Below are 25,000 nucleotides of genomic sequence, written 5' to 3' on the forward strand. Positions count from 1 at the left end.
TATTAGTTAAAAATATTAATTGATATAATTTTAATATTATTCTCTTGAAGAATAAAAGGAACCATCCATGAAAAATTTATATCAACAATTAAAAAGCGATCAAAATAATGCACGTTTGATTGAACAATCTCACACATATGTAATTAATGGTGAAAAGTATTGTCGTTTAAGTGCAACAGCTTTGTTAAATTATTGCATGTTTTTAGAAAAAGGGCAAAAACCTGTTAAATGATTAATTGCTGAACAACAATTAGAAAATGATAGTGCCAAAAACATTGAAATGACTAAAGGATTAGAAATAGCTATGAAAAATGGAGACCGTATTCACCATATTCTAGAAAAAGGTCAATATGATGAAACAGCTCCAGAAAATGTTAAAAAATTTATTGATAAAAGTGTGAAACATGACCATGACATCAATAATGACGAAATGTGTTTAAAAGAAGTTATTATTTGAACTGAAAATTTAGTGGGAAGTATCGATTTAATTACTTTTAAAAACGACCGCATTATTATTGCAGATTACAAAACGTCTAATTTTATAAAAGATAAAAAGGAAAAATACTTTTTACAACTTAAAATATATGCTTATATGATTAGTAAAAAATACAAAGTTCCAATTAATAAAATTGATTTGCAAATTATTTGATTACCCAGAAAATTTTCTAGTAATTTTGAAGTTTTTACCACAATTATGTCGCCAACCGATACTTATAAAATTATAGAAATGTATAAAAAAGTGCAAAAAAATGCAGATAAATTGAGAGAAATTGAATTTTTATACCTAAAGGATAATGCTTTTCCATACATAATTACCGATTGAATTAATTAGTTTTGAATTTTTAACAAAACCATTATAGAAATTTTAGTTTGTTATATAATGAAGATATGACATCACTAATTACTATTAAAAATTCATTCAAAAATGCAGATATTATTGAATTGGAATATAAAAATAAGTGTGATATTAGAACATTCCAAAATTTAGAAACTGAATTGGAATATATTAAGAATAATCAATCAAAATTTGATCGTATAGTTTTCATTAATGAAGATGCTATTATTCCTTTTATGTATTTTTCTAAACAAAAAGGAATTGTTGCTGCTGCTATTTATGATGAACACTCAGCCATGATGACCCCATCTCATAATAATACTAAGATAATGTGCTTAGGTTACGAGATTTCGACTCCAACGTTACTTAATTCAATGATCAGTTTATATTTAAGTACTCCATACGAGGGTGCTAGACATAAATCTAGAATTGACATGTTAGATGCCGAGTTAGAAAGAGAATAGGGAAAAAATGAAATTAGCTATTGGTTGTGATCATACAGTTACTGGTCTAAAAGATGAAGTAGTAAAATACTTAAAATCGAGAGGTCATCAAGTTATTGATTGTGGAACATACGATTTAACAAGAACTCATTATCCAATTTATGGTCGTCAAGTTGCACTATTAGTTGCTAAAAAACAAGTTGATCAAGGCATCGTTATTTGCGGAACTGGTGTTGGTATCTCAGTTTCGGCAAATAAAGTCAAAGGGATTCGTTGCGCCTTGGTTGCTGATGTTTATACAGCTATTAAAGCTAAGGAAGCATACAATGCGAATATTATTGCTTGTGGTGGAAGAGTTATCGGAATAGGTTCAATTATTAACATTGTCGAAGAATTTTTAAAAGCAAAATACCAACATCAAAATAGTGATTTGATTGCTTTAGTTGATAAACAAATAAAGACTTTAAATGATGATCCAAAGTTATTTGATGAAATTATTTGTAATTGAGAAGAAGGAAAATATACAAATGGCGAAAAACAAGATAAAATTCCTTTACCTAAAATAAGTCTATAATTTATAACAATTTAATCTAAAGGGGTGAAAAATATGTTATGTAATACAAAAAAAATGATTTTAGATGCGCAAAAGCATGGTTACGCAGTTCCTGCGTTTAACATTCATAACTTAGAAAATGCTCGCGCTTGCGTTGAAGCAGCGGTAGAAATGAAAAGTCCTTTAATCCTGGCTTGTACACCTAGTACCTTTTCTTTTTCTGGATTGGAAGCTGTAGTTGGATTGGTAGAAGGATTGCAAAAACAATATCCAATGATACCAATAGCTCTACATATGGATCATCATCACACATACGAAGAAATTGAATTAGGGTTAAAAGCTGGAATTCGTTCAGTAATGATAGATGGTTCATCTAAATCATTACAAGAGAATATTGAATACACGAAAAAAGTAGTTACCTTAGCAAAAAAATATGACGCCACAGTTGAGGCCGAACTTGGAGCTATCCCTGGCGTGGAAGACGATTTGATTGTTAATCATGTGCTAAAAGATGACCCATGTACAACACCAGTCGCGGTTAAAGAATTTACTGAAAAAACAGAAGTCGATTCTATTGCTGTTGCTATTGGAAATGCTCACGGAATTTATATAACAAAGCCAGTTCTAAACGTGGCACGTTTAAAAGAAATTAGAAAAATTGTTGATACACCACTTGTACTACACGGCGGAAGTGGTTTGACATTAGACCAAGTTCGCGATTGCATTAAAAATGGTGTTGCTAAATTTAATGTTGGTACAGAACTTAAAAAACCATACATTAGCGGCATAATTGAACATTACAAAAAATGTAATACAAACGATTATGAAGATTCAAAATTGAATGATCCGAGATATTTTTTAAAAGACGCGATAAATAATATTAAAAAAGTAGCGAAAGAGAAAATTGAGATGTGCATGTCGAATAATAGATGCTAATCTATCTTTTATTTTTTGTTGGGGGATAAAAAATAAAAGGACATGTACAAACATATAAGGGGTTAAATAAATGATTAAAGAAAAACACATAGATACTTTAACTAATAATGCTCAATTAATAGTTGCTATTGACATGGGCGGGAGAACAGCTAAAGTAGCGATTGCTGATACTGGTGGATGAATTTACAAAATATTTGTAATTCCAACAAAAAAAGGTGACGATGCAATTCCTTTTTTTGCTTTAGAAATCAAAAAAGAATTAGAAAATTTAGGAATTAACTACGAAACACAAGTACAAGCAATTGGATTTGGTTGCGTTGGACCATTGGATATCGATAACGAAATATCAGTTAATGCTGGTAAGATAGGTTGATACAATTATCCAGCCGCTAAGGTTGCACGCGAATGTTTCAAGAAACCGGTTTATTTAATAAACGATGCTAGAGCTATTGCTGTTGGCGAGTGAAAACAAGGAGCCGGGAAAGGTTATAAAAATTTTATTATTTTTTCAATAGGAACTGGCGTAGGTGGCGGAATTATCATTAATAACCGTCTATATGGTGGAGCCCATAATTTAGCAAATGAATTTGGGCATGGTGGGATGCTACAAAGCAAATATCGTTGTAATTGCGGGTTAGAAGGATGTTTAGAAGGTTTATCTTCAGCCACAGGGATTGAAAAATACTTTCAAGACTATATTAAAGAAAATCCAAATTCAACATTAGCAAAACGTCAAAAAGAATTAAATAAAATCATTGAAATAAAAGATATTGCGGATTTATTAATTTATAAGGATCATGATGCAACCATTGCCATGAGTGAAGCATTAAAACCATTATGTCAGGCAATTTCAATGCAAATATTCGCTTTTGATCCAGAAGCTGTCTTGATTGGAGGAGGCCCTTCTTCACTTGGACAAACCTTACTGGATATGATTAATAGTCATTTACAGAAAATGGTTTGACCAGATTTATTAAAATTAGTCGACATCAAAATTTGTGAATTACAAAACACAGCAGGAATTGTTGGAGTTATGGAATATGCAATTGCTAAGATTAAAGGTTACGAAATTTAGGTGTATTATGGACAAAGTTATTAAAAAAACCACGGTTAGTGGCATTAAACAAAAATTAGACATTCAAACGTATTGTTGCTTTGCAATGTTATTTATTTATGGAGCGTTACTACTAATGGTTGGTTATACGCAAGGAGGATTATCTAAGGCGCTATTTCCCAATGACGGTAACGCTGGGGGAAATATGGTTTACTTACTGGTTGCTCAATCCGTTGGATTGATTGCTGCAACTTTAATTACAAGTAAATTATTAAGTAAAATTAACATTCGTTATATTTTCTTAGCAGGTTATGGAATAGCTGCTACAATGTTAATTTTAATCTCACAAATTACGCATTTTGGTTCTGGAACAACTTTAGTTGTTTTATTTATTGTGTTTTCCTTTATCTTAGGTTGTGGAATCGGTCCAATGAGTCCGCTTGTTTCAACTTTTATTAGTGCAAAATATCAAGGAGCACAACAAGCGACTTTATTATCGGTTTCAAATGGAGTTTATGGTATTGGAGCAGGTATCATTCCCTTAGCGGCTTCCTCATTTGTATATAAAGTTGGTAACGAGGGGTTTAGCGATGTACAAATGTTCTATTACATCGCTTGTGGATTAGCTGTTCTTGGAGCTATTGTAGGATGATTTATTAAATATCAACATTCAGCACAATTAACATCTTCAAAAATTATCGAAAAAGGAGAAAAGTCATTTAGTATTTGAAAACCATTAATCATGGCATTAATAATCATGAGTTTTTATATGGTTGCTGAAACAATTTCTAACTATATGTTTACAAACATTGCAAAATCAGAAGCATCAAAAGGTTCATCTACAATCTCTGAAAATATCGCTATAACAGCGGCGCAAGCCTTTGGATTATTTGTAATGATTCAAGGAGTATGACGTGCAATTTCAGGTTTGTTTATTGTTAATCGTATGCCAAAATCATGATTTATTGTTGCATCAGGAATTGTTTTTGCGATTGCTTTTGTTGTTATGTTTACTGGTGAAATGCAATATAGTTGAGCGCAATATTTAGTTGCAATATTGCTAGGGTTTGGGATTGGAAATTTATGACCAATGATTTATGGTTATTCAATTGAAATAGACCAACGTCGTGCTTCATTTATCGGAATGTCAATTAACATTGTCTCAATGTTTTGAATTCCTGTAACGCAATTGATTTTAGCTCCAATTTGATCGGATGGTTCGAAAACAGATAATTTTCATACAGCATTGTATTTTGCGCCAATTATTATCGGAATTATTTCAGTTGCAGGATTGGTATTATTAACAATATTTTCAATATTTTTCTATAATAATTTTCGTAAACAACAAAATATTCAAAAATAATTTTTTTGAAAAAATTTTAAATAAAAACCCGCAAGGGTTTTTTGTTTGCCTTTTTGAATGTAAAATTAAAGTATGTCTTATAATATAGAACAAATTATGGTAGGTGAAATTTATTTAGTTAATGATACCGATCTGAAAATTTCTGGAAATAAACAAAGACCATGTAAAATAGTTGACATAAATTATGAAAATGAAACAGTTGATGTTATTTACTATACTTCCACACCTTCGATTTATAATCAAAGTTCAGAAAAATTGCCTGGGAATAGGCAACTATCACACACAAATAACCAAGTAATTTGTGTGCATGTTAAAAAATTACGTAACCTTTTAAATTAATTTTGTTGTCAAAACATTAGTTATTTTTTTTACCCATCTTTTTTAAATTTGCTTGGTCATTTCCATCCAAATTAGAACTATTAAATGGATCAATATTTATTTTAGAAACTATGCATTCTGTTAATGCATGTAGAATAGTTGAACCAGTTATCGTTGAGATTGGACAATATTTATTATTTTTAATAGTTAGAATAGCATCACCACTTGGAGACTTGTTGTCGAGAAAAATATCAGCAATGTCAATTATTTTTTTAGCAGAGTGGTGGCGTGAGGTAACAACTTCTGAGTGTTCTTTTGAACCAAGACCTATAATTGTTAAGCCTTTTTCTTTAAGTTGTAATGCCATTTCTACATTTAAATAATTTCTTCCTGAATTAGAAATAGTTATTAAAACATCTCCGTTTTGAAAATCGTATTTGTGAAAAATTTCTTTTAAGAATGCACCATCACGTTCTAATTCAGTGCTTCTAAACGGATCAAAATCTGTAACCATTAATTCCTCGAAATAAACAGGGTGATAAATATTTAATCCACCTGCTCTTGTGTAAACTTCAATTGATAATAAAGCAGAATGCCCGGTTCCGAATAATCAAATTTTCTTTTTGTTTTTAATAGCGTCAATTAAAATATCACTAGCTCGATCTATTATTTTTTGATCAATACTTTCAATTCTTTTTAGTACTTCGTTTATGTAATTCATATTTTCTCCGTTATATTAATATTTTCCAAACTTTTTTAAGTTTTCTTCGTCGGTATTATCCAAATTAGCACTCTTATAAGAATCAAGATTTGGAATTTTTTTAGCTAATTTTTCAATTATCATATTAAAAATTATTGTTCCAGTTACTGTAGATACAGGGCAATATCCTTGGTTATTGGAAGTAATTAATGTATCGCCTATTGGAGCACAATTATCAAGAAACACATCAGCAATGTCGATTAATTTCTTTTTAGATGAGTGACGTGATTTAACACTGTTTGTATGTTTTTTTGATGACATGCATATTAATTTCAATCCTTTATTTTTAAGTTGCAAGGATAATTCCACATTTAAAATATTTCTTCCTGAATTTGAAATACTTATGAATACATCGTTTTCTTTGAAATCGTATTTCTCATAAATTCTTTTTATAAAAGAAGTATCTCTTTCTAAATTAGTACTTCTTAGTGGATCGATGTCCGTTACTATTAATTCTTCAAAATAAACTGGAGAAAAAATATCCAAACCACCAGCTCTTACGTAAAGATCGATAGCGAAAAGAGCAGAATGGCCTGTCCCAAAAACTCAAATTTTGTTTTTGTTTTTATAGGCATTGTAAATAAGAGAAGAAGCCTCTTCAATAGAGGCTTCATCAATTTTATTTATTGTTTCGATAATTTTTGTTTTATAACAATTCATTTTTAATTATAAATATATTTATTAATTTCTCATTTTGATACAGTTGATCGGAAAGAAGATCATTCATGCATTTTTATTTTGCAATATGAACGAAGAAAAGTTTCACTAAAAAAATGGTGGAAATTTTTATTTGCTTCTAGGCAAAGAATCGCTTCTTCTAAACTTTGTGGTAAAAATTGCAATTCTCTTTTTACAACTTCATCATAAGATAAATCAAATAAGTTATCAGATACAATTTCGTAATTCTTAGTTTTAGTTGTTAACCCTAGCATACCACATTCAATAATTGCTGTCATTGCTAGGTAAACATTACATGAAGCATCAACATTTCTTAATTCGATTCGAGCACTATTGCCAGTTGTTGCTGGGATTCTAATTAATGTACTACGATTTGATTTTGAATACGAAAGATAAACAGGGGCTTCAAAGCCTTTGATTAAACGATTATACGAATTAACTGAGCTATTAGTAATTGCCGCTAATGCACGGCCGTTATCTAAAATTCCATTGATAAATTTGTTTGCAAAGGAAGTTATTTCAGTACCTTGTGTGTTTTTGAATAAATTTACACCATCTTTTCATAAAGACATGTTACAATGCAATCCACTACCATTAATACCTGCGACAGGTTTTGGCATAAATGTTGCTATATAACCATAACGATCAGCTATTTTTTTAGTAATGTATCTAAACAATATAAAGTTATCGCAACTTCTTAGGGCGGAAGCGTGTTTGTAGTTTATTTCAAATTGACCAGTTGCAACCTCGTGAGAAATTTTTTCCATTTGCAAATTATACTCTTTCATCGTAAAAGCGATTTCACGGCAAATTCCTTCGGCCTTATTTAAGTGCGAAGAAGCAAAATAATTTCCTTTATCAATTGGTTTTAAAATCCCACTTGATTCATATGTGTCCGCATCAAATAAAAAGAATTCTGGTTCAAAACCAACTGACACAGTATCATAACCTTCTTTAGATAATTTTTCTAATGTGTGTTTTAACAATGATCTTCCACAACATTCATGAAATTTTCCATCGGTTTTGATGATATCACAAAACACATAAGCAACATTTCCTAAATGTGAGGATTCTAATGTGTCAATTCCTAATGTGTCTAAATCTGGTCTTAGAAATAAATCACTTTTATTGATTGAACCATATCCCGGAACACTACTACCATCAAACATTATTTGAAAATTGTTGTCTGATGCATCTCAAAAACTTTCTATTGAAACTTCAGTTTCTTTAGTGGTTCCGTTAAGATCCACAAAGATATATTTAATATATTTAACTTGATGTGTTTCTAACTTATTTAAAGCTGGATGATTTTTTAAATTGTTCATATTTTACAAACTCCTAAGTGTAAGAATAAATTACTTAAATTATTATAGCTGTATTTTGGCCTTTTAAAAGAGAGTTTAATTTTTTTTGAAATTAAGTAAAACTATTATTTATAATATTAATAGTTAAGATTGTGGGGTAAAAATGATAAATAATTTGATAGCAAAAGCAAAAAAATCTACTAACCATCAATGATTTAATTTATCGACAGTTTTATTTTTATTATTGGGTTTATTTTTTATGGTTTATAGTTGAATAGTTTCTGGAATAGATGATGCTAGTAACTGATGAAAAAATTTATGCTTTTTTACAACTCAATCGAATTGACTAGTTTTATTTACGGTTGGTTGCACGTTTATTAAAAATAAAAATAATAAAATTGTTAAGATTGTAAACACCAATAATTTCCGCAATATGATTGCAGGTTTTATTACAGTAACATTTTTAATTTACTGATCGATTTTATTTCCAGCAGATACTAATCGCGGAATGAGTGCTGAAGATTGAGTGATGGATATTTGAAAACACGGTATAACTCCAATATTTATGTGTTTTTTTGCTATATACTACTTAATTAATTATCCCGATGGAACTCAAATAAAAAATTATCCCAAACAATTTGCAATATCAATTTTATTTAGAATGATTTATCCGCTTTTTTATTTAATTGTTTTTGTAGTAATTATTCAAGCCATAACTGATTGACCAGTTTATGGTGATAAAGTGAAAATTTTTAACACTCCAAATCCTGCTGAAGGGTGAATTTACATTATTATTTCGATGATTGTTTTTGTGTTCATTAACTGCATTTGAGCCAATTTGGGAAACCCAATTAAAAATAAAAAATCAAAATAATTTTAGTAATTTTAAATTAAGCTTTTTCAATAAATAATCAGTCAGGATATTTTTCTGATTCAAGTCTGTGGATGCGTTTCAAAATTTTTTCATTTACAGCTTCTGGATTTAATTTAACATAAGCAATAAAAGAGGGATGCCATTGTGTTCGCGTTTCTCAATATCGTTTTTTTCCAACTAAGTAGACCGACAATCCTGTTAGCATTGCAAGAGTAAAAGCGATAAATTGAAATATAAATCCTTTTAAAGCTGAACCATTACTTGTTACAACAAAATAGATTCATTGTGTAAAGAATCCTAATATTGTTAAAAAAATTAATGCATATGCACTAAAGCAAATTACTAATTCTCATTTTTTGAAAACTAACTCTTTTTTTCTTCATAAAACAAAAGCTGACGTCATCGTTCCTAAATAATTTATGAACGTGATTAACGAATATATTCCTAATGTATTAGATAAGTTATTAGCAATATCGTCAGTTGCAAATGATGCTCCTAATGCATAAACTACCATTAATACAATTGTTAAAATTGAATCAAATATCAAACATTTGCTAAACTGTCCGTGTTTATTAACGCGAGTTCATGATTTTGGTAATCATCCCTCGATCGCTAAAGGCAACAATAATCTAGTATCAATTCAAGAATTTTGCATGCAAGTTGCACTATTGTTTCCAACTTGCGACAAAACACATAAACTTGTAATTGCAATAAATACTCCCGTTGCACCACCCAAAACATTTAGAATTACTGAGTTAATTGGGTTAGAATCCAAAGTTCCATTAGGAATTATTGAAGTGGGATCATTTTGATTAACACCTAGTGCAGCTAAAAAAACAAAATAATAAATGAAATTAAAAAAAGTAGCGATAATGATAGAACCAATTAGTATAAAACTCATATTTTTTTTGGCATTTGTCATGTCATCAGACATCGCAGCAGCCCCTTCAAAACCACCAAAAGCAAAAAAGAAAGTTAAAACAGATGTAATTATTTCAAAAAAATTACCATTATAATGAAATCCTTTTCCGGTTATGTTGTCGATAATTTTGTGGCTATTGTTTTCAGCTATTAATTTTCCAATGCAAATGAATGCAAATATTAAGGACAAAATAATAACAAATCATTTTAATCCTCAGGTTAATCAAAGAGATAAACGTGTTGAACGAAAACCTAAATTGACAATAATGATAAATATAATAAATAGAATAGTTGAGATTGCAAACAATATCGGTTTGACTTCATCAAATTTAGCAGTATTTGTTAAATCTCATCCAAAAAAATTTGCTCCCTGAAACGATCAAACAATTGCAGCAATGGCGCTTATTGCACAAAATGGTCCTTGGATATATTGGCATCACCCAATAAAGAAAGCTCATTTTTTCCCAAGTCCGTGCTTTACATAAATGTATGCACCACCATAACCTGAATATTTTTCAGCAAAAGTACCAAAAACAATTCCAGCCCCAAATGCTACAATAGCACATGCCAATAAAATTAATGGCATTCCAATCAAACCACTAGCTTGAATGGAGCTACCAAGGCCTACCACAAAAGCATATCCAACAATAATATTAAGAGAGAAAAACAACCCCCCTCATTTGGAAAAACGTTTTTTGGTGCTCATGCAGTTCCTTTAAACTAGTAATAAATTCATAAATATTTTACTATTATTTTTAAATAATAAAACAACTTATTTTTATAAATAAAACATATTTTAATTCGTATTGTCATTAATTTTTAATTGTTATATAATGTTATTTGGTTTACACTCACATTACTTTATAATGTAATTATTCAAAATTTAGGAGGAATATTTAAACTATGGTAAAACTAGACCCAGAAAAACACGTTATCGGAACGAAAGCATTAGTGGAGAACATTGTTCACATTGGACACAAAAAAAATAACACTAACCCAAAAATGTTAAAGTATACATACAAAAGAAAGCGTCAAAATTATGTTATCGATCTTTCAAAAACTTTAGATTGCGTTTTAGATGCATATACATTTTTAAAAGATTTAGCTGCGAAAAAACCAGATGCAAAAATTTTATTTGTAGGAACAAAAGAAAAAGCTAAAAATATAATTTCAGAAGAAGCTTTAAGATGTGGAAGTTTATTTATTGATGAAAGATGATTAGGCGGAACATTAACGAATGCTAATACTATTAATCGTCGTATTAATAAATGAGTAACATTAGAAAGATCAAAATCAACTTCAAATTTCGAAGGTTTAACAAAAAAAGAAAAAATGTTAAAAGATAAAGAAATTGAAAGATTAACAAAATACTTCCGTGGTATTAGAACTTTAAAAGGTTTACCAGATGTAATTTTTCTAGTTGACATTGTTAAAGAAAAAGTAGCTTTAGCTGAGGCAAAACAATATAATATCCCGGTTATTGCTTTAGTTAATACAAACGTTAACCCAGATAATGTTAATTTTCCAATTCCAGCTAATGATGAAGACGAAAGAAGTATTCGTTTAATTACTGGATTGATGGCAGATGCCGTTATTGAAGGAAAAGGTCAAGGCGAAGAATTAAAATATGCTTACAAATTAGAAGCCATGGAACCTGTTAAAAAAGAAGGGGAAACTGCAACTGAAGGTAAAAAAGAATGAAGTGGAGATAAAAGACCTTTTGTAAAAAGACCTTTTGTAAAAAGAGAATTTAATAAAGATTATCAACCAAGAGAAAATAAAGATGGTCAAAATAATCAAGATAAATTTAATAACCGTCCTCCAAGAAGAAATAATACAAACACTAGATCATTCTCAACAGCTTTCTCAACAGCTATGAAGAAAAACGACGACAACAAAGGAAATAATTAATCATGTCGACAATTACGTCAAAAGATATTGCTACTTTGAGAGGAATCACAGGAGCTGGGATTTTAGATTGTAAAAAAGCTTTAGAAGCAACTTCAAATAATCAAGAAGAAGCGATTAAATGATTACGTGAAAAAGGTATTTCAAAAGCTGCTAAAAAGAATGATCGTGAAACTCATGAAGGTTTAGTTTATTCAAATATAGATGGCGAATACGCTGGTATTGTTGAAATTAAATGTGAAACAGATTTTGTTGCCCGTAACGATAAATTTGTCCAATTTATTCATAATGTTGAACAAATTATTCGCAAAAATAATGTGCACACAGTTGAGGCTACTTTGTTAGTTAAATATAACAACACAACCGTGCAAGAAGAATTAACACATTTAAGTGCTACAATTGGTGAAAAATTAGATTTAAGTCGTGCGCAAGTACTTCATGCTCCAGGTAATACAATTGGAAGTTATAATCATTCCAATGGGAAAATTTCAACACTTGTTGTTTTAGAAGGAAAAGTTGATTTAGAAGTTGCTAGAAATATTGCTATGCATGTAACAGCTTTAGCTCCAAAATATACTTCAATTAATGACGTGCCAGCTGATGTAGTTGCGACTGAAAAAGCTGAAATTGAACGTAAAGCATACGAAGAAAATGAAAAATCTGGCAAACCAAAACCAGCTAATATTATTCAAAATATGATTCAAGGTCGTTTAAGTAAGTCACTAGGCGAATTTTGCTTAGTTGAACAAATTTATGTTAAAGATCCAGCAATTAAAGTAAAAGATTATTTAGCGCAAAACAAAACTAATGTACTAAAAGTTGTAAGATACGAATTAGGAAAGTAAAATATGCCTAAAAAAATTTACGAAAAGAATGAACAACAATCAACATTTATTTTTTCATTAGTTCATTCGCTAGCTTATGCTCTTATTAGTGCTATTGTTACATTCGTAGCAATCACGTTAGTTTATTTCTTTGATAACAAAATAGACACAACAATTTGAGCTATCCCACCGGTTGTAGCAGGATTGATGTTCATTCTTGTTTTCGTTTGAGTTTATATATCAGAAGAGAATAAAATTCGTAAGACAACGTCAAAAACTATTGACAAAAAGTAGTATTGGTGCAAATTTTGAGACTATTTAATAATATTTCAAGGTATAATAATTAAAAAGTATAAAGGACATTATTATGAAAAAAGTTAAAAAAGTAGAAAAAACGACTAATACGCAAGAAACTAACTTAGTTTCATTGATGGATGGGTATTTTAAAAAAGGTGCACAACATTTAAATGTAAATGTTTTTAATCGTGAGACATTATTAGACGCACAAAAACACCCAGAAAAATATCCTCAATTAACAGTTCGTGTTTCTGGGTATGCCGTAAATTTTGTTAAATTAACAAAAGAACAACAAAACGACGTAATTTCTAGAACATTCCATGGAAAATTATAGTTCTATAAAACTACCAATTTTTCACATTGAAACATTTGGAGCAGTTGATGGTCCTGGAATTAGGTTGATTATTTTCACTCAAGGGTGTGGGTACCGTTGCCTATTTTGCCATAATCCAGAATCTTGATCAATTGAAGTAACTAAAACAATTACTCCAGAAGAAATATTGAAGAAATTTAAACGTAATCGTGAATTTTACGACGCTAATTCTGGCGGGGTAACGTTCTCTGGCGGAGAACCGACTTTACATATTAAATCATTAATTCCGATTTGTAAATTACTAAAAGAAAATAACATTCATGTAGCTATTGATACAGCTGCTATGACGTATACTGATGCTAATCAGAATCGTTGAGAAGAATTAATTAAATACGTTGATCTATTTATATTGGATATTAAACATTTATACCCAAGTGAACACAAAATTATTACAGGTGTTGATTTTAATTATGAACTATCATTATTAAAATTTTTAGAAGAAAAAAAACATCCATATTGATTAAATCAAGTTTATTTAAATACGTATATGGATGATAAGTATTTTGGAGAACTTGGTAAATTATTAACAACGTTAAATTATTGCAAACGATTTCAAATATTACCATATCATGACTTAGCTTTGCCGAAATATCAAAACTTACATATTGATTATCCAGGTAAACATTTAAAGGTTCCAACGTCTGATGAAATAAAACACGCAATGGCGATAATAAATAAGCATTTAAAATAAATACATTGTAAAATCAATGTATTTTTTTTATTAAAAAGTATTAAAATAATATTTGATTTATGTAAATATACTAAAAAAATACATAATGGAAGGAATATCATGAAATTTGAACAATGAAAAGGTTTCAAAGAAGGTTCATGAGCGGAATCAGTTAATGTACGTGATTTCATTCAAAAGAACTATACTCCTTACGAAGGGGATGACTCGTTTTTAGTTGGTCCAACAAAAAGCACAGACAAACTATGAGCGAAAATAATGGAATATACTGCTTTAGAAAGAAAAGCTGGCGGTGTATACAAACAAGACACTCGTGTGTCAGATATTGATAATTGAGATGCAGCATACATTATCGAAAAAGAAGAAAAAATTGTTGGATTACAAACTGACGAATTATTTAAACGTGCTTTTATGCCTTATGGTGGAATTAATACAGCCGTTGGAGCAGCAGAAGCTTATAAACAACCTGTTGATAAAGATATCGTTGAAATTTTTCAAAAATATCGTAAAACTCATAACCAAGGTGTTTTTGATGCATACACACCTGAAATGCGTTTAGCAAGAAGATCACATATTATTACTGGTTTACCAGATGCGTATTCACGTGGAAGAATTATTGGAGATTACCGCCGCATTGCTTTGTATGGTGTGGATTTCTTAATTAAAGATAAAGTTAATTGATTAAATAATCCAGAAAATTGTAAAGTAATGACTTACGAAATGGTTCGCCAACGTGAAGAAGTTACTGAACAAATCAACGCTTTAAAGAAAATGATTGTGATGGCTAAAAAATATGGATTTGATATTAGTGTGCCAGCTAAAAATGCTCGCGAAGCTGTTCAATGAACATATTTTGGTTATTTAGCAGCAATTCGTTCACAAAATGGTGCAGCGATGTCACTTGGTCGAGTTTCAACATTTTTAGATATTTATATTCAACGTGATTTAGATAATAAAGAAATTACAGAAATCGAAGCTCAAGAATTAATTGATCATTTCGTGATGAAATTAAGAATTGTTAAATTCATGAGAGCACCAGCTTATAATGAATTATTCTCAGGAGATCCAGTTTGAGCAACGGAAGCCATTGCAGGGATGGGAAAAGATGGAAGACCTTTAGTATCTAAAACTTCATTTCGTTTTATTCACACATTATCTAATATGGGACCAGCGCCGGAACCAAATTTAACGATTTTATGAAGCCCTTCATTGCCAATGAATTTTAAATTGTTTTGTGCAAAATATTCAATTAAATACTCATCGATGCAATACGAATCAGACGACTTAATGCGTACGGATCGTGGAGATGATTATGCGATTGCTTGTTGTGTTTCACCAATGATGGTTGGAAAAGAAATGCAATTTTTTGGGGCTCGTGCTAATTTAGCGAAATTAGTTTTATACACCTTAACAGGTGGATATGATGAATTACACCCAGAATTCAAAATGGGTCCAGATATTGGATCAATCGATAAAACAAAACCGATTAACTATGATGAATTTATGAAACGTTTTGATCAATATATGGAATGATTGGCATCTCTATATGTAAACACTCTAAATATTATTCATGTAATGCATGATAAGTATTGTTATGAATCATCACAAATGGCTTTATATGATGTCGATGTAAAACGTTCATTTGCAACTGGAATAGCTGGTTTATCAGTTGTTGCAGATTCGTTATCAGCTATGAAATATGCTAAAGTAACTCCGATTTGAGAAGGTAACATTATCAAGGATTTTAAAATTGAAGGTGACTTCCCAAAATACGGAAATGACGATGACAGAGTAGATTCAATTGCAGTTGATGTAACAGAAAAATTTATGAGTCACATTCGTAAGAACCACACATATCGCGATTCAACTCCAACAATGTCAGTTCTAACGATTACTTCAAATGTTGTTTATGGTAAAGCAACTGGAAATACTCCAGATGGAAGAAAATCGGGAGAACCATTCGCTCCAGGAGCTAACCCAATGCATGGAAGAGATACTTCAGGCGCTGTTGCTTCATTAGCATCAGTTGCTAAAATTCCGTTTGGTGAAGCTTTTGATGGAATTTCAAATACCTTCTCAATCACACCTGGAGCTTTAGGTAAGAATGAGGACACTGTTTTTGAATTTGAAGGATGTTCATACAATCCAACACTAGATAAAGATGCTAAAAAAACTAAAAAAATTTCAAAATTAAACAAATAACAAGGAGAAAAATATGATAGATAATAATAAAAAAACCGACACTAAAGTTGGTAAATTAATACAAATAGCAACTGAAGCACAACAAGAATATAAAAATTTTACACAAGAACAAGTTAATAAAATTTTCTATGAAGGAGCTAAAGCTGCTAACAATGCTCGTGTTGAGTTAGCAAAAATGGCTGTAGCTGAAACAGGTATGGGTGTAGTTGTTGATAAAATGATTAAAAATCACTATGCTTCAGAATTCATTTACAACAAATATAAAGATATGAAAACTGTTGGAGTTATTGAATCTGACGAAGGAAAAGGTTATGAAATAGTTGCTGAACCAGTTGGTGTTGTTGGAGCAGTTATTCCCACAACAAACCCAACATCAACAGCTATTTTTAAAGTTTTACTAGCTTTAAAAACTAGAAATGCCATTATTATTTCACCTCACCCAAGAGCTAAGAAATGTACTGAAGAAGCGGCGATGACTGTTTATCGTGCAGCTATTCAAGCAGGAGCACCAAAAGGGTTAGTACACATAATTCAAGATCCAACCCTAGATGACACTCAAGAATTAATGAGAACATGTAATTTAATTTTAGCGACAGGTGGAGGGGCAATGGTTAGTGCCGCTTATTCATCTGGAACACCAGCTATTGGTGTTGGAGCGGGAAACTGTCCAGCTATCGTTGACGAAACAGCTGATATTCCGATGGCGGTTTCATCAATTATCGCTTCAAATATGTTTGATAACGGTGTTGTTTGTGCGACTGAAAACTCAATTGTTGCTGACAAAAAAATCTACGATAAATTAGTTGATGAATTTGAAAAACAAGGAGCTTATGTTGTTACAAGTTCAGAAGATATTAAAAAAATTGAAAAAGGAATGTTTAAAGATGGCGTAGTTGGTGTATTAAATGCAGCTTGTGTCGGTCAAAATCCACAAAAACTAGGTCAAATTTGAGGAATTGATGTTCCAAGTTGAGCAAAAATTATTGTTGTTCCAGCTACTGGTTCAAAAGAAACAGACGCTTTAGCATGAGAAAAATTGTCAACGTACGTTTCTTTATATAAAGCAGAAAATTTTGATCACGCTATTGAAATTCAAACAGATTTATTGCAATTAGGAAGAGGACACACAGCATCATTATTTTGTGATGAATCAATTTCTCAACCAAAAGTTGATAAATTTAAATTAACAGCTGATGCTAACCGTATGGTTGTTAACATGCCATCATCATTGGGAGCTATTGGAGATATTTACAACTTCTGATTAGCACCAAGTTTAACGCTTGGATGTGGAACACAAGGTGGAAATAGTTTCTCTGAAAACATCGGTCCAAAACATTTATTAAATACAAAAGTTTTAGTTAAAAAACGTGAAAACATGTTATGATTGCAAATTCCAGAAAAAATATACTACAAATTTGGATCATTACCTGTTGCTTTCACAGATTTTAAACATGAATGAAATGTAAAAAAAGCGTTTATTGTATCAGATGAATTTATTTTTGGAAATTTCGGAAAAGTTATTACGGATGAATTGGATAACTTAGGAATTGATTACCGTACCTTCACAGGTGTTGAACCAAATCCATCTTTAGCAACAACAATTAAAGGAGCTGAAGAAATTAAATCATTCCAACCAGATATTATTATTGCTTTCGGTGGGGGTTCTTCTCTTGATGCTGCTAAATTGATGTGAATGTATTATGAATTCCCAAATCTTGATTTTAAAGATTTAGCTGTTCGTTTTGCTGACATTAGAAAACGTATTGTAAAATACCCAAAACCTGGTAAATTAGCAAAATTAGTTTGTATTCCAACAACTTCAGGAACAGGGTCAGAAGTGACACCATTTGCCGTTATTACAGACGAAAAAACTCACACTAAATATCCATTAGCTGATTACGCATTAACACCAAATATGGCGATTATTGATTCACAATTTATGTTAAGTATGCCGCCATCAATAACAGCTTCCACTGGATTGGATGCTTTAAGCCACGCAATGGAAGCTTACGTTTCAATTTTTGCAACAGAATTTACAGATCCATACTGTTTACAAGCTATTAAAGATTTATTTGAATATTTACCAGTTGTAATGAAAAATGGGAAAGACATTAATGCTCGTGAAAAAGTAGCGCATGCAGCTACAATTGCTGGTATTGCTTTCTCAAACGCCTTCTTAGGAATTTGTCACTCACTATCACATAAAGTCGGGGGACATTTAGATGTTATCCATGGTATTGCTAACTCAATTTTCTTGCCACATGTTATCGCTTACAATACACAAACTGGTGTAAAAGAAGTGAAAGCTTATGTTTTACCACAATATCGTGTTTCAACAGTTCGTCAAAAATATGTTGAAATTGCAAACGCTATTGGAATTGTTGCTAAATCAGAACAAGAAACGATTAATGAATTAATTAGAACAGTTCAAAAACTTTCAAAAGATTGTGGTGTATGATCTGCTATTAAGGATGTTCAAATCCGTAAAAATGGTCAAACGACACAAATTTCTGAAATCGATTTTTATAATGTATTAGATGTTATGGTAACAGAAGCATGAGATGATCAATGTACAGGTGCTAACCCACGTTTACCGCATTTAGATGATTTAAAAAATATTTATATTAACGCTTACCAAGGTAATGACCCAATTGAATGTTATAAATCAGTTCCAATAAAAACAGGGAAAAGATAATTATGTTATTTCAACTACCAAGCAAAATTTACTTTAAATATGGCTCAACACCGGTAGGGTTTGTGGATTTTGTTGATGAATTTAAAGTTACTCACGTAACAATCATCACAAGACAAAATGTGTGAACTCCGTTTAGTAAAAATATTATTAAGGAACTTAAAAATTTAAAATTAGCAGTTGATGTACGCATTATTGATAATTTATGTACACCAAATACTTTAGTGGCAAAAGAATATGTAAATCCGTTTTTAATTAATCCAAGTCGTAAATCATTAGTTATTGCTTTTGGTGATCACGATGTTATTACGAATGTAAAATTAACTCGTTTAATGATGCTAACAGGACACAAATTAACAGGTGGAAAATCTTATCACCAAAATCAACTAAATCCACTTGTAATAATGGCTTCTAATCCGAATGGATCAGAAACTTCAAACGTTTTGTATTATCACGATGAAGATAAACGAGCAATTGCTACAAACACGGGGTTAACATCAATTTTAACTTTAGCTGATGCTATCTATACACCAAATCATAATCATATTGAATTAATTGAAGCAGTAGGTTGTGGATTGTTAAATTCAGTTGATGCTTTAATGTCAAAAGAAGATAATGATTTTTCAAGAAGAACAGCTTTAACTAGTTTGGAATTGCTATTACAATATAGTGAAAAATTTGTTGGTAATACAGCAAATATTAATTTCTGCGAAAAAACAATCCATGCGAATTTATTGTCTGGAATTGCTTTTAATAATGCTAAATCATTTGTTGTCAATGGTTTGGGCGAAGCATTTGAAGAAGTTACTTATTTACGTAAAGGTTTATTAGCATTTTTAATTATCCCAGCTGTTTTAACTAATTTAAACGAAAAACAACTTAGTCACTTGCCAAATTCAATTAATTTAATTGGTTTTAAAAAAGTTAGTGATTTTGCAAAAGCCATTAGTGATCTAGGTAAAAAATTAGGCATGAATGAAAAAGTTTGTGCTTCAATCACTCAAGGCACAGATAAATCATTTAAAAAAGAAGATTTAATTAACTTAATTGTGAAACATGTTGATATGAACATGGTAAATCATCAAGATTTTAGAAACACAAAAGTTTCACAAGAAGACTTCAAATCAATTATTAAAAATATTTTATAATTGATTTAGCATGTCAACATTTTAACTTTTGTAAAAATGTAGAAAGAATAATATGATCACCTTAAATAAGAAAAATAGTTTTTTTACACTAATTGCTACTAATGATAAAAACAAAAAATATCTAGAAAAAAAGCACTTGGAAGTAACAACTTATTTGGAAGAAGAAACGGTTTGCGTTTACTTCGACAAAAAAGTAACTGATATCGAGTTGGGTGATTTTTTTATTGCCTTTGCAACTTCTAATAAACGTAACTTAAATGTTAATCTTGATTCATTTACAGAATTATCTGGAATTGAAATTGGTCGATTAACTTACATAATTCTAACGACCTTGGGAGTTTTTTATAAATTACCTGTTAATTTAAAAACAGATAAAACAGAAAAAGTTATTGAATATAATTTTGTAACAAACCAAGATATTCGAAATATATTTGAAGAATGCGAAGTAATTGTTGGTGCTATGGAAAAAACTCGTCGTTTACAAGAATTACCATTTAATTTTCTAAACGCAGTCCAATTTACCAAAATCGTAAAAGAAGAATTAACTAAATGTGCCAATGTCACAATCCAAGAGTTAAATAAAAAAGACATTGAAGAATTAGAGATGGGGTTATTGCTTGGAGTTAACAGAGGTAGTGCTTTTGAACCCCGTGTTCTTATTATCGAATACAAAGGAAACTCTAAATCTAATGAAAAAACAGTTTTAGTTGGTAAAGGTATTACGTTTGATACTGGTGGTTATAATATTAAACCAGATGCTTACATGAAAAATATGAAATTTGATATGGGTGGGGCAGCAATCGTTGCACACACTATATTAGCAATTAGTAATTTAAAAATTAAAACTAACTTTACTGCGGTATGTGTTTTAACTGATAATAGTATCGGACCTGATGCTTTTAGATGTGATGATGTACTGACATCTATGTCAGGAAAAACGGTGGAAATTACAAACACAGATGCTGAAGGTCGTTTAATATTAGCTGACGGAGTAACATACGCAGTTCAGAAATTAAAGGCAACGCGTGTCATTACAATCGCTACTTTAACTGGTGCCATTTCAATTGCTTTAGGACATGAATACACAGGTTTATTCTCAGATAATGATAACTTAGCAACTGATTTTCAAAATGCAGCAATTAAAGCAAATGAACTTATTTGAAGAATGCCATTATCTGACAAATATCACGGTGAAAAAAACCGTAAATCACGCATTGCGGATATTTTACAAGCTTGTGGTCGCGAAGCTTCTTCTTCGGTCGCAGCAGCATTTATGTGACAATTTACTGAGAAAGTTCCGTATTTGCATTTAGATATTGCCGGAACAGATGTGCGAAATGATAACATAGCAACTTCGTGTATGCTGAAATCTTTTGTAGAATTAGCGAAAATATCTGAAAATAAATAAGGTGCCTATGAAAAAATTTCCTAATCGATATGTTCTAAAAATTAGTGGAGAATCTTTAGGTAATAAAGATGGTCTTTATAATTATGAGCAGATTGCTAACTTGACTAATCAAATAAAAGAACTCCACGAAAACGATAAAGATCTAATTATTATCATCGGTGGTGGAAATATTTGACGCGGGAAGTTAAGTGAAGAAATAAAAATTTCCCAAGACAAGGGTGACTACATGGGGATGTTGGCAACAATTATGAATTCGGTAGTTTTTGCTGAATCTTTAAAAAACATAGGTGTTCCGGTAGAATTATTTTCGTCATTTACGGTAGAACATGTTGCTGTTAAGTATTCAAAAGATGCTGCCATGGATGCTTTAAAAAATAAAAAAGTGGTTATTATTTCAGGTGGGACAGGGTTGCCATTTTTCACAACTGATACAACTGCTGTTTTACGAGCATCAGAATTATTCGCTAACACCATTTTAATGGGAAAAAACGGTGTAGATGGAGTTTATGAAGCTGATCCAAAAACTCATCCTGGCGTTAAACGTTTTGATTTTTTATCATATGATGAAGCGATTAATAAAAAAATTAAGATTATGGATGAAACTGCATTTACAATGTGCAAAAATCAAAAAATTAAAATTTTAGTATTCAATGCATCAGAAGAAAATGCATTTATTAAGTGTTTAAATAATAAAATTAAATATACAACTATCAATTAGTTTAGGTATTATTAATTTAGTGATAATCTAAAGGGGGAAACATGGATACATTAGTATTTACAACAAAAGCAAGAGATTATATTCAAAATTACTCAAATGAGATTACAAAAATTCGCACAGGAAAAGCAAACACAAGCATCTTAAAAGATGTTCGAGTGATGTCTTTTGGAGACTTACAACCACTAAGTCATGTTGCATCAATTTCTAATCAAGATGCTTTTACAATTATTATTAGACCATTTGATCGTGGCTCAATAAAACCAATTATTGAATCATTAACAAAAGCAAATTTAGGAGTTAATCCGCAAGAAGATGGTGATAAAATTCGCATCGTTTTTGCAGCTTTGACTGGCGATAAACGAAAAGAGTTAGTTAAAGAATTAAAAGCAAAAACTGAACAAGCAAAAATCAATATTCGCCAAGTTCGTCGCGATTGACAAGCAAAAATTAAAGCAAGTAAAGATTTTTCAGAAAACGAAAAAATAATTCACGAAGAGAATATGGAAAAAGAAATTAATAAATTTCTAAGCGAATTAGAAAATTTACAAGCTGAAAAAGAGAAAGCAATTTTAGCGATTTAGTTTCATGAAATTGAGATTAAGAACATCGATTTATATTTCGATATTCTACCTTTTAGTCCTTGGTTCAAGTATTTTTTTAAGTTTGACAAAAAATCAAGAATCTTCTATTGATAATTACCGCACATTAATTTTTGTAATTACATCAATTTTGATTATCATTATCGGCATTATTGCCATGAATGAAATCATGCACATTGTTGGATTATCTTGAAAAAGAAAGATTTATTGAGCATATCAAACACTTTTTATAGCAATAGCTTTTACAAATTCATTTTTAGATTATTTTTATGTTTTTAACCATCCACATCGAACATCTGAAATGGTTTTATCTGTTTTATATTCTGTCGAAGGGTTAATTTATATTATTTTTTGAATGCTTGCAATTTTCTTGTGAAGAAAACATCAAATATCTTATGCAGTAACAATTATAGCTAGTTTATTGGGTGTTGGAATTATTAGTATGTTGTATATTTTTTTCAATGAAAAATTGGATTGAACATACACTGTTTTTGTATTAATGATCCCGGTTTTAACTGATGTTTTTGCTTTCTTTATTGGATGTAAGTACGGTAAAAATAAAATTCTTCCAAGTATTAGTCCAAAAAAAACTTGAGAAGGTTCAATTGGCGGTTTAATTGTTACGGTTGTAACGGTAGCTGTTTTTTATCTAATCCGTGAAATATTCGCGGGAAATGGTGAAAATTCAAATATTTATAGCGAATTTTGAGGAATAAGTGGTATTAGTTATCACAATTCAGCTGGTGTAAATCATTTATTATTAGGTTTATTAGTTGTTATTGTCTTAACCACGGTATTAAGTATTATTTCGCAAATTGGAGATTTTGTTTTTTCTTGAATCAAAAGACTTCATTCCAAAAAAGATTTTGCAAATTACTTACCTGGGCATGGTGGAATTTGTGATCGTATTGATTCATTAACTTTTGTTGCTATTGCAGCTAGTGTTTTTATCGGATTGCTAGGGATGTAATAAATATGACCAAAAAAATAATTGTGCTTGGAGCAACTGGTTCGGTTGGTTCACAAGCCTTAGAAGTAATTAAAGAAAATAAAAATCTAGAACTAATAGGTATTTCTTTTCATCGAAATAGTGATAAGGCATCACAAATAATTCATGATTTTCCAGAACTTAAATTTGTGATTATTTCAGACATTTCTTATGAAATTTATGGTATTAAAAATTATCACTTAGAAGATCTAGAAAATTTAATTGACAAGTATAGCCCTGATATTGTTGTTAATGCTATTACTGGAGTTCATGGTATTGAAGCTACTATGTGTGTTCTTAAAAAGAAAACTAAATTGTGTTTAGCAAATAAAGAATCTATTTTGTTAGCAGGACATATAATTTCTTCTAAATATCCAGCTGCTTTTGGTAAAAAAATTTTTCCAATTGATAGCGAGATTACAGCTTTAAACCAATGCTTAGCCAATCGTGCTAAAAAAGAAATTAACTATGCATACATCACGATGAGTGGTGGAGCGTTGCGAAATAAAACATATGAAGAATTAAATAATGTAACAATTGAGGATGCATTAAAACACCCAACTTGAGTGATGGGGAAAAAAATAACAATTGATTCTGCTAGCCTTGTTAATAAAATATTCGAAGTTATTGAAACGCATTATTATTTTGATTTAACACTAGACAAAATCATTGTTCTGCTACATTATAATTCCTTTATGCATGCAGCTATTCAGTTTCGGGATGGCAGTCTAGTTTTATCTTGCTACTATCCTAGTATGAAAATTTCAATAGCGCAAGCGATTCAAGAAAATTACGATGCAAAGACAATTGATACAACGTTACCCAGTTTAACAAATAATACCAAAATTGAATTTTTACCAAGCAATGAATATCAAAAATTTGCACTTTCACTATTAGATTTAATAAAGCAAAATCCATTACTATCGATTCCTTTAGCTATTTTGGATGATATTTATGTTGATAAATTTTTAAACAAGGAAATTAGTTTTTTAGACATTATTAATAATTTACATTTTGAACTTAAAAAATATTTATATTTAAAATTTGATGAAGTGGATACACTAGAAAAAGTGTTATCATTTATCAATAGAATAAAAGAGCAAAAATACTAAGGGG

At 30.4% G+C, this 25,000-nt stretch carries 25 protein-coding genes; 21 read left to right on the forward strand and 4 right to left on the reverse strand.

Going from position 1 to position 25,000, the window contains the following annotated elements; all coding sequences use genetic code 4:
- Window positions 1-67: 67 nt before the first annotated feature.
- The 7 genes from ASO20_RS02600 (at window position 68) to ASO20_RS02630 (ending at window position 5,523) form a co-directional block, all read left to right on the forward strand.
- Complete coding sequence (locus tag ASO20_RS02600; protein ID WP_085056405.1) at window positions 68-832, forward strand: PD-(D/E)XK nuclease family protein; 765 nt, start codon at window positions 68-70, stop codon at window positions 830-832.
- A 56-nt stretch (window positions 833-888) separates the two neighbouring features.
- On the forward strand, window positions 889-1,299 hold the full coding sequence (locus ASO20_RS02605; protein ID WP_085056406.1) for an RpiB/LacA/LacB family sugar-phosphate isomerase: 411 nt from the start codon (window positions 889-891) through the stop codon (window positions 1,297-1,299).
- Window positions 1,300-1,306: 7 nt separating this feature from the next.
- Entirely contained in the window at window positions 1,307-1,852 is a 546-nt protein-coding gene (locus ASO20_RS02610; protein WP_085056407.1) for an RpiB/LacA/LacB family sugar-phosphate isomerase, read from the forward strand.
- Window positions 1,853-1,885: 33 nt separating this feature from the next.
- Window positions 1,886-2,767 carry a class II fructose-bisphosphate aldolase gene (locus ASO20_RS02615; RefSeq protein ID WP_085056408.1) on the forward strand — a complete coding sequence of 294 codons (882 nt, stop codon included), beginning with the start codon at window positions 1,886-1,888 and terminating at the stop codon, window positions 2,765-2,767.
- Window positions 2,768-2,837: 70 nt separating this feature from the next.
- Entirely contained in the window at window positions 2,838-3,842 is a 1,005-nt protein-coding gene (locus ASO20_RS02620; RefSeq protein ID WP_085056409.1) for an ROK family protein, read from the forward strand.
- Between the two features lie 7 nt (window positions 3,843-3,849).
- A complete protein-coding gene (locus tag ASO20_RS02625; RefSeq protein WP_085056410.1) occupies window positions 3,850-5,184 on the forward strand; it encodes an MFS transporter in 1,335 nt (444 codons plus the stop codon).
- Between the two features lie 72 nt (window positions 5,185-5,256).
- Window positions 5,257-5,523, forward strand: a complete 267-nt coding sequence (locus ASO20_RS02630) for a hypothetical protein (RefSeq protein ID WP_085056411.1) — start codon at window positions 5,257-5,259, stop codon at window positions 5,521-5,523.
- A gap of 16 nt (window positions 5,524-5,539) precedes the next feature.
- Here the strand turns inward: ASO20_RS02630 and ASO20_RS02635 are convergent, their stop codons facing one another.
- From ASO20_RS02635 to ASO20_RS02645, 3 genes are read right to left on the reverse strand one after another with little or no spacing between them, the layout of a single operon-like run.
- Window positions 5,540-6,223 (reverse strand): sugar isomerase domain-containing protein, encoded by a 684-nt coding sequence (locus ASO20_RS02635; RefSeq protein WP_085056412.1) that lies wholly within the window; start codon window positions 6,221-6,223, stop codon window positions 5,540-5,542.
- Between the two features lie 15 nt (window positions 6,224-6,238).
- Window positions 6,239-6,922 carry a sugar isomerase domain-containing protein gene (locus ASO20_RS02640; protein WP_085056413.1) on the reverse strand — a complete coding sequence of 228 codons (684 nt, stop codon included), beginning with the start codon at window positions 6,920-6,922 and terminating at the stop codon, window positions 6,239-6,241.
- 2 nt (window positions 6,923-6,924) lie between these two features.
- Window positions 6,925-8,265, reverse strand: a complete 1,341-nt coding sequence (locus tag ASO20_RS02645) for a glutamine synthetase family protein (RefSeq protein ID WP_085056414.1) — start codon at window positions 8,263-8,265, stop codon at window positions 6,925-6,927.
- Window positions 8,266-8,407: 142 nt separating this feature from the next.
- On the opposite strand from ASO20_RS02645, the gene ASO20_RS02650 reads away from it, so the two are divergent.
- Window positions 8,408-9,118 carry a hypothetical protein gene (locus ASO20_RS02650; RefSeq protein WP_085056415.1) on the forward strand — a complete coding sequence of 237 codons (711 nt, stop codon included), beginning with the start codon at window positions 8,408-8,410 and terminating at the stop codon, window positions 9,116-9,118.
- Between the two features lie 16 nt (window positions 9,119-9,134).
- On the opposite strand, the gene ASO20_RS02655 is transcribed toward ASO20_RS02650, so the two are convergent.
- A complete protein-coding gene (locus ASO20_RS02655; RefSeq protein WP_085056416.1) occupies window positions 9,135-10,745 on the reverse strand; it encodes an APC family permease in 1,611 nt (536 codons plus the stop codon).
- A 197-nt stretch (window positions 10,746-10,942) separates the two neighbouring features.
- On the opposite strand from ASO20_RS02655, the gene rpsB reads away from it, so the two are divergent.
- From rpsB to ASO20_RS02720, 13 genes are all read left to right on the forward strand, one after another.
- On the forward strand, window positions 10,943-11,950 hold the full coding sequence (gene rpsB, locus ASO20_RS02660) for a 30S ribosomal protein S2 (RefSeq protein WP_085056417.1): 1,008 nt from the start codon (window positions 10,943-10,945) through the stop codon (window positions 11,948-11,950).
- A 2-nt stretch (window positions 11,951-11,952) separates the two neighbouring features.
- Window positions 11,953-12,792, forward strand: a complete 840-nt coding sequence (tsf, locus tag ASO20_RS02665; RefSeq protein WP_085056418.1) for a translation elongation factor Ts — start codon at window positions 11,953-11,955, stop codon at window positions 12,790-12,792.
- Window positions 12,793-12,795: 3 nt separating this feature from the next.
- Window positions 12,796-13,065: a hypothetical protein gene (locus ASO20_RS02670; protein ID WP_085056419.1), complete on the forward strand. Its 270-nt coding sequence runs from the start codon at window positions 12,796-12,798 to the stop codon at window positions 13,063-13,065.
- Between the two features lie 73 nt (window positions 13,066-13,138).
- Complete coding sequence (locus ASO20_RS02675; protein WP_085056420.1) at window positions 13,139-13,402, forward strand: glycine radical domain-containing protein; 264 nt, start codon at window positions 13,139-13,141, stop codon at window positions 13,400-13,402.
- Window positions 13,389-14,132, forward strand: coding sequence for a 4Fe-4S cluster-binding domain-containing protein (locus ASO20_RS02680; protein ID WP_085056421.1), 744 nt, complete (start codon window positions 13,389-13,391; stop codon window positions 14,130-14,132). Before ASO20_RS02675 ends, ASO20_RS02680 begins: the two co-directional genes overlap by 14 nt.
- 99 nt (window positions 14,133-14,231) lie before the next feature.
- The gene (pflB, locus tag ASO20_RS02685) at window positions 14,232-16,331 is read left to right on the forward strand and encodes a formate C-acetyltransferase (RefSeq protein ID WP_085056422.1); all 2,100 of its coding nucleotides are present in this window, start codon (window positions 14,232-14,234) and stop codon (window positions 16,329-16,331) included.
- 13 nt (window positions 16,332-16,344) lie between these two features.
- Complete coding sequence (gene adhE / locus ASO20_RS02690; RefSeq protein WP_085056423.1) at window positions 16,345-19,026, forward strand: bifunctional acetaldehyde-CoA/alcohol dehydrogenase; 2,682 nt, start codon at window positions 16,345-16,347, stop codon at window positions 19,024-19,026.
- A 2-nt stretch (window positions 19,027-19,028) separates the two neighbouring features.
- Window positions 19,029-20,171 (forward strand): iron-containing alcohol dehydrogenase, encoded by a 1,143-nt coding sequence (locus ASO20_RS02695; protein ID WP_085056424.1) that lies wholly within the window; start codon window positions 19,029-19,031, stop codon window positions 20,169-20,171.
- 52 nt (window positions 20,172-20,223) lie between these two features.
- Window positions 20,224-21,579: a M17 family metallopeptidase gene (locus ASO20_RS02700; RefSeq protein ID WP_085056425.1), complete on the forward strand. Its 1,356-nt coding sequence runs from the start codon at window positions 20,224-20,226 to the stop codon at window positions 21,577-21,579.
- Window positions 21,580-21,586: 7 nt separating this feature from the next.
- Window positions 21,587-22,297 (forward strand): UMP kinase, encoded by a 711-nt coding sequence (gene pyrH, locus ASO20_RS02705; RefSeq protein WP_085056426.1) that lies wholly within the window; start codon window positions 21,587-21,589, stop codon window positions 22,295-22,297.
- Between the two features lie 41 nt (window positions 22,298-22,338).
- The gene (frr, locus tag ASO20_RS02710) at window positions 22,339-22,878 is read left to right on the forward strand and encodes a ribosome recycling factor (protein WP_085056427.1); all 540 of its coding nucleotides are present in this window, start codon (window positions 22,339-22,341) and stop codon (window positions 22,876-22,878) included.
- A gap of 4 nt (window positions 22,879-22,882) precedes the next feature.
- Window positions 22,883-23,866 (forward strand): phosphatidate cytidylyltransferase, encoded by a 984-nt coding sequence (locus ASO20_RS02715; protein ID WP_085056428.1) that lies wholly within the window; start codon window positions 22,883-22,885, stop codon window positions 23,864-23,866.
- A 5-nt stretch (window positions 23,867-23,871) separates the two neighbouring features.
- Window positions 23,872-24,996 carry an NAD-dependent epimerase/dehydratase family protein gene (locus ASO20_RS02720; RefSeq protein ID WP_085056429.1) on the forward strand — a complete coding sequence of 375 codons (1,125 nt, stop codon included), beginning with the start codon at window positions 23,872-23,874 and terminating at the stop codon, window positions 24,994-24,996.
- Window positions 24,997-25,000 lie beyond the last annotated feature (4 nt).

Origin of the sequence: Mycoplasma sp. (ex Biomphalaria glabrata) (genome assembly GCF_001484045.1) — a bacterium.
In the GTDB taxonomy this organism is placed as follows: Bacteria; Bacillota_I; Bacilli_A; order Mycoplasmatales.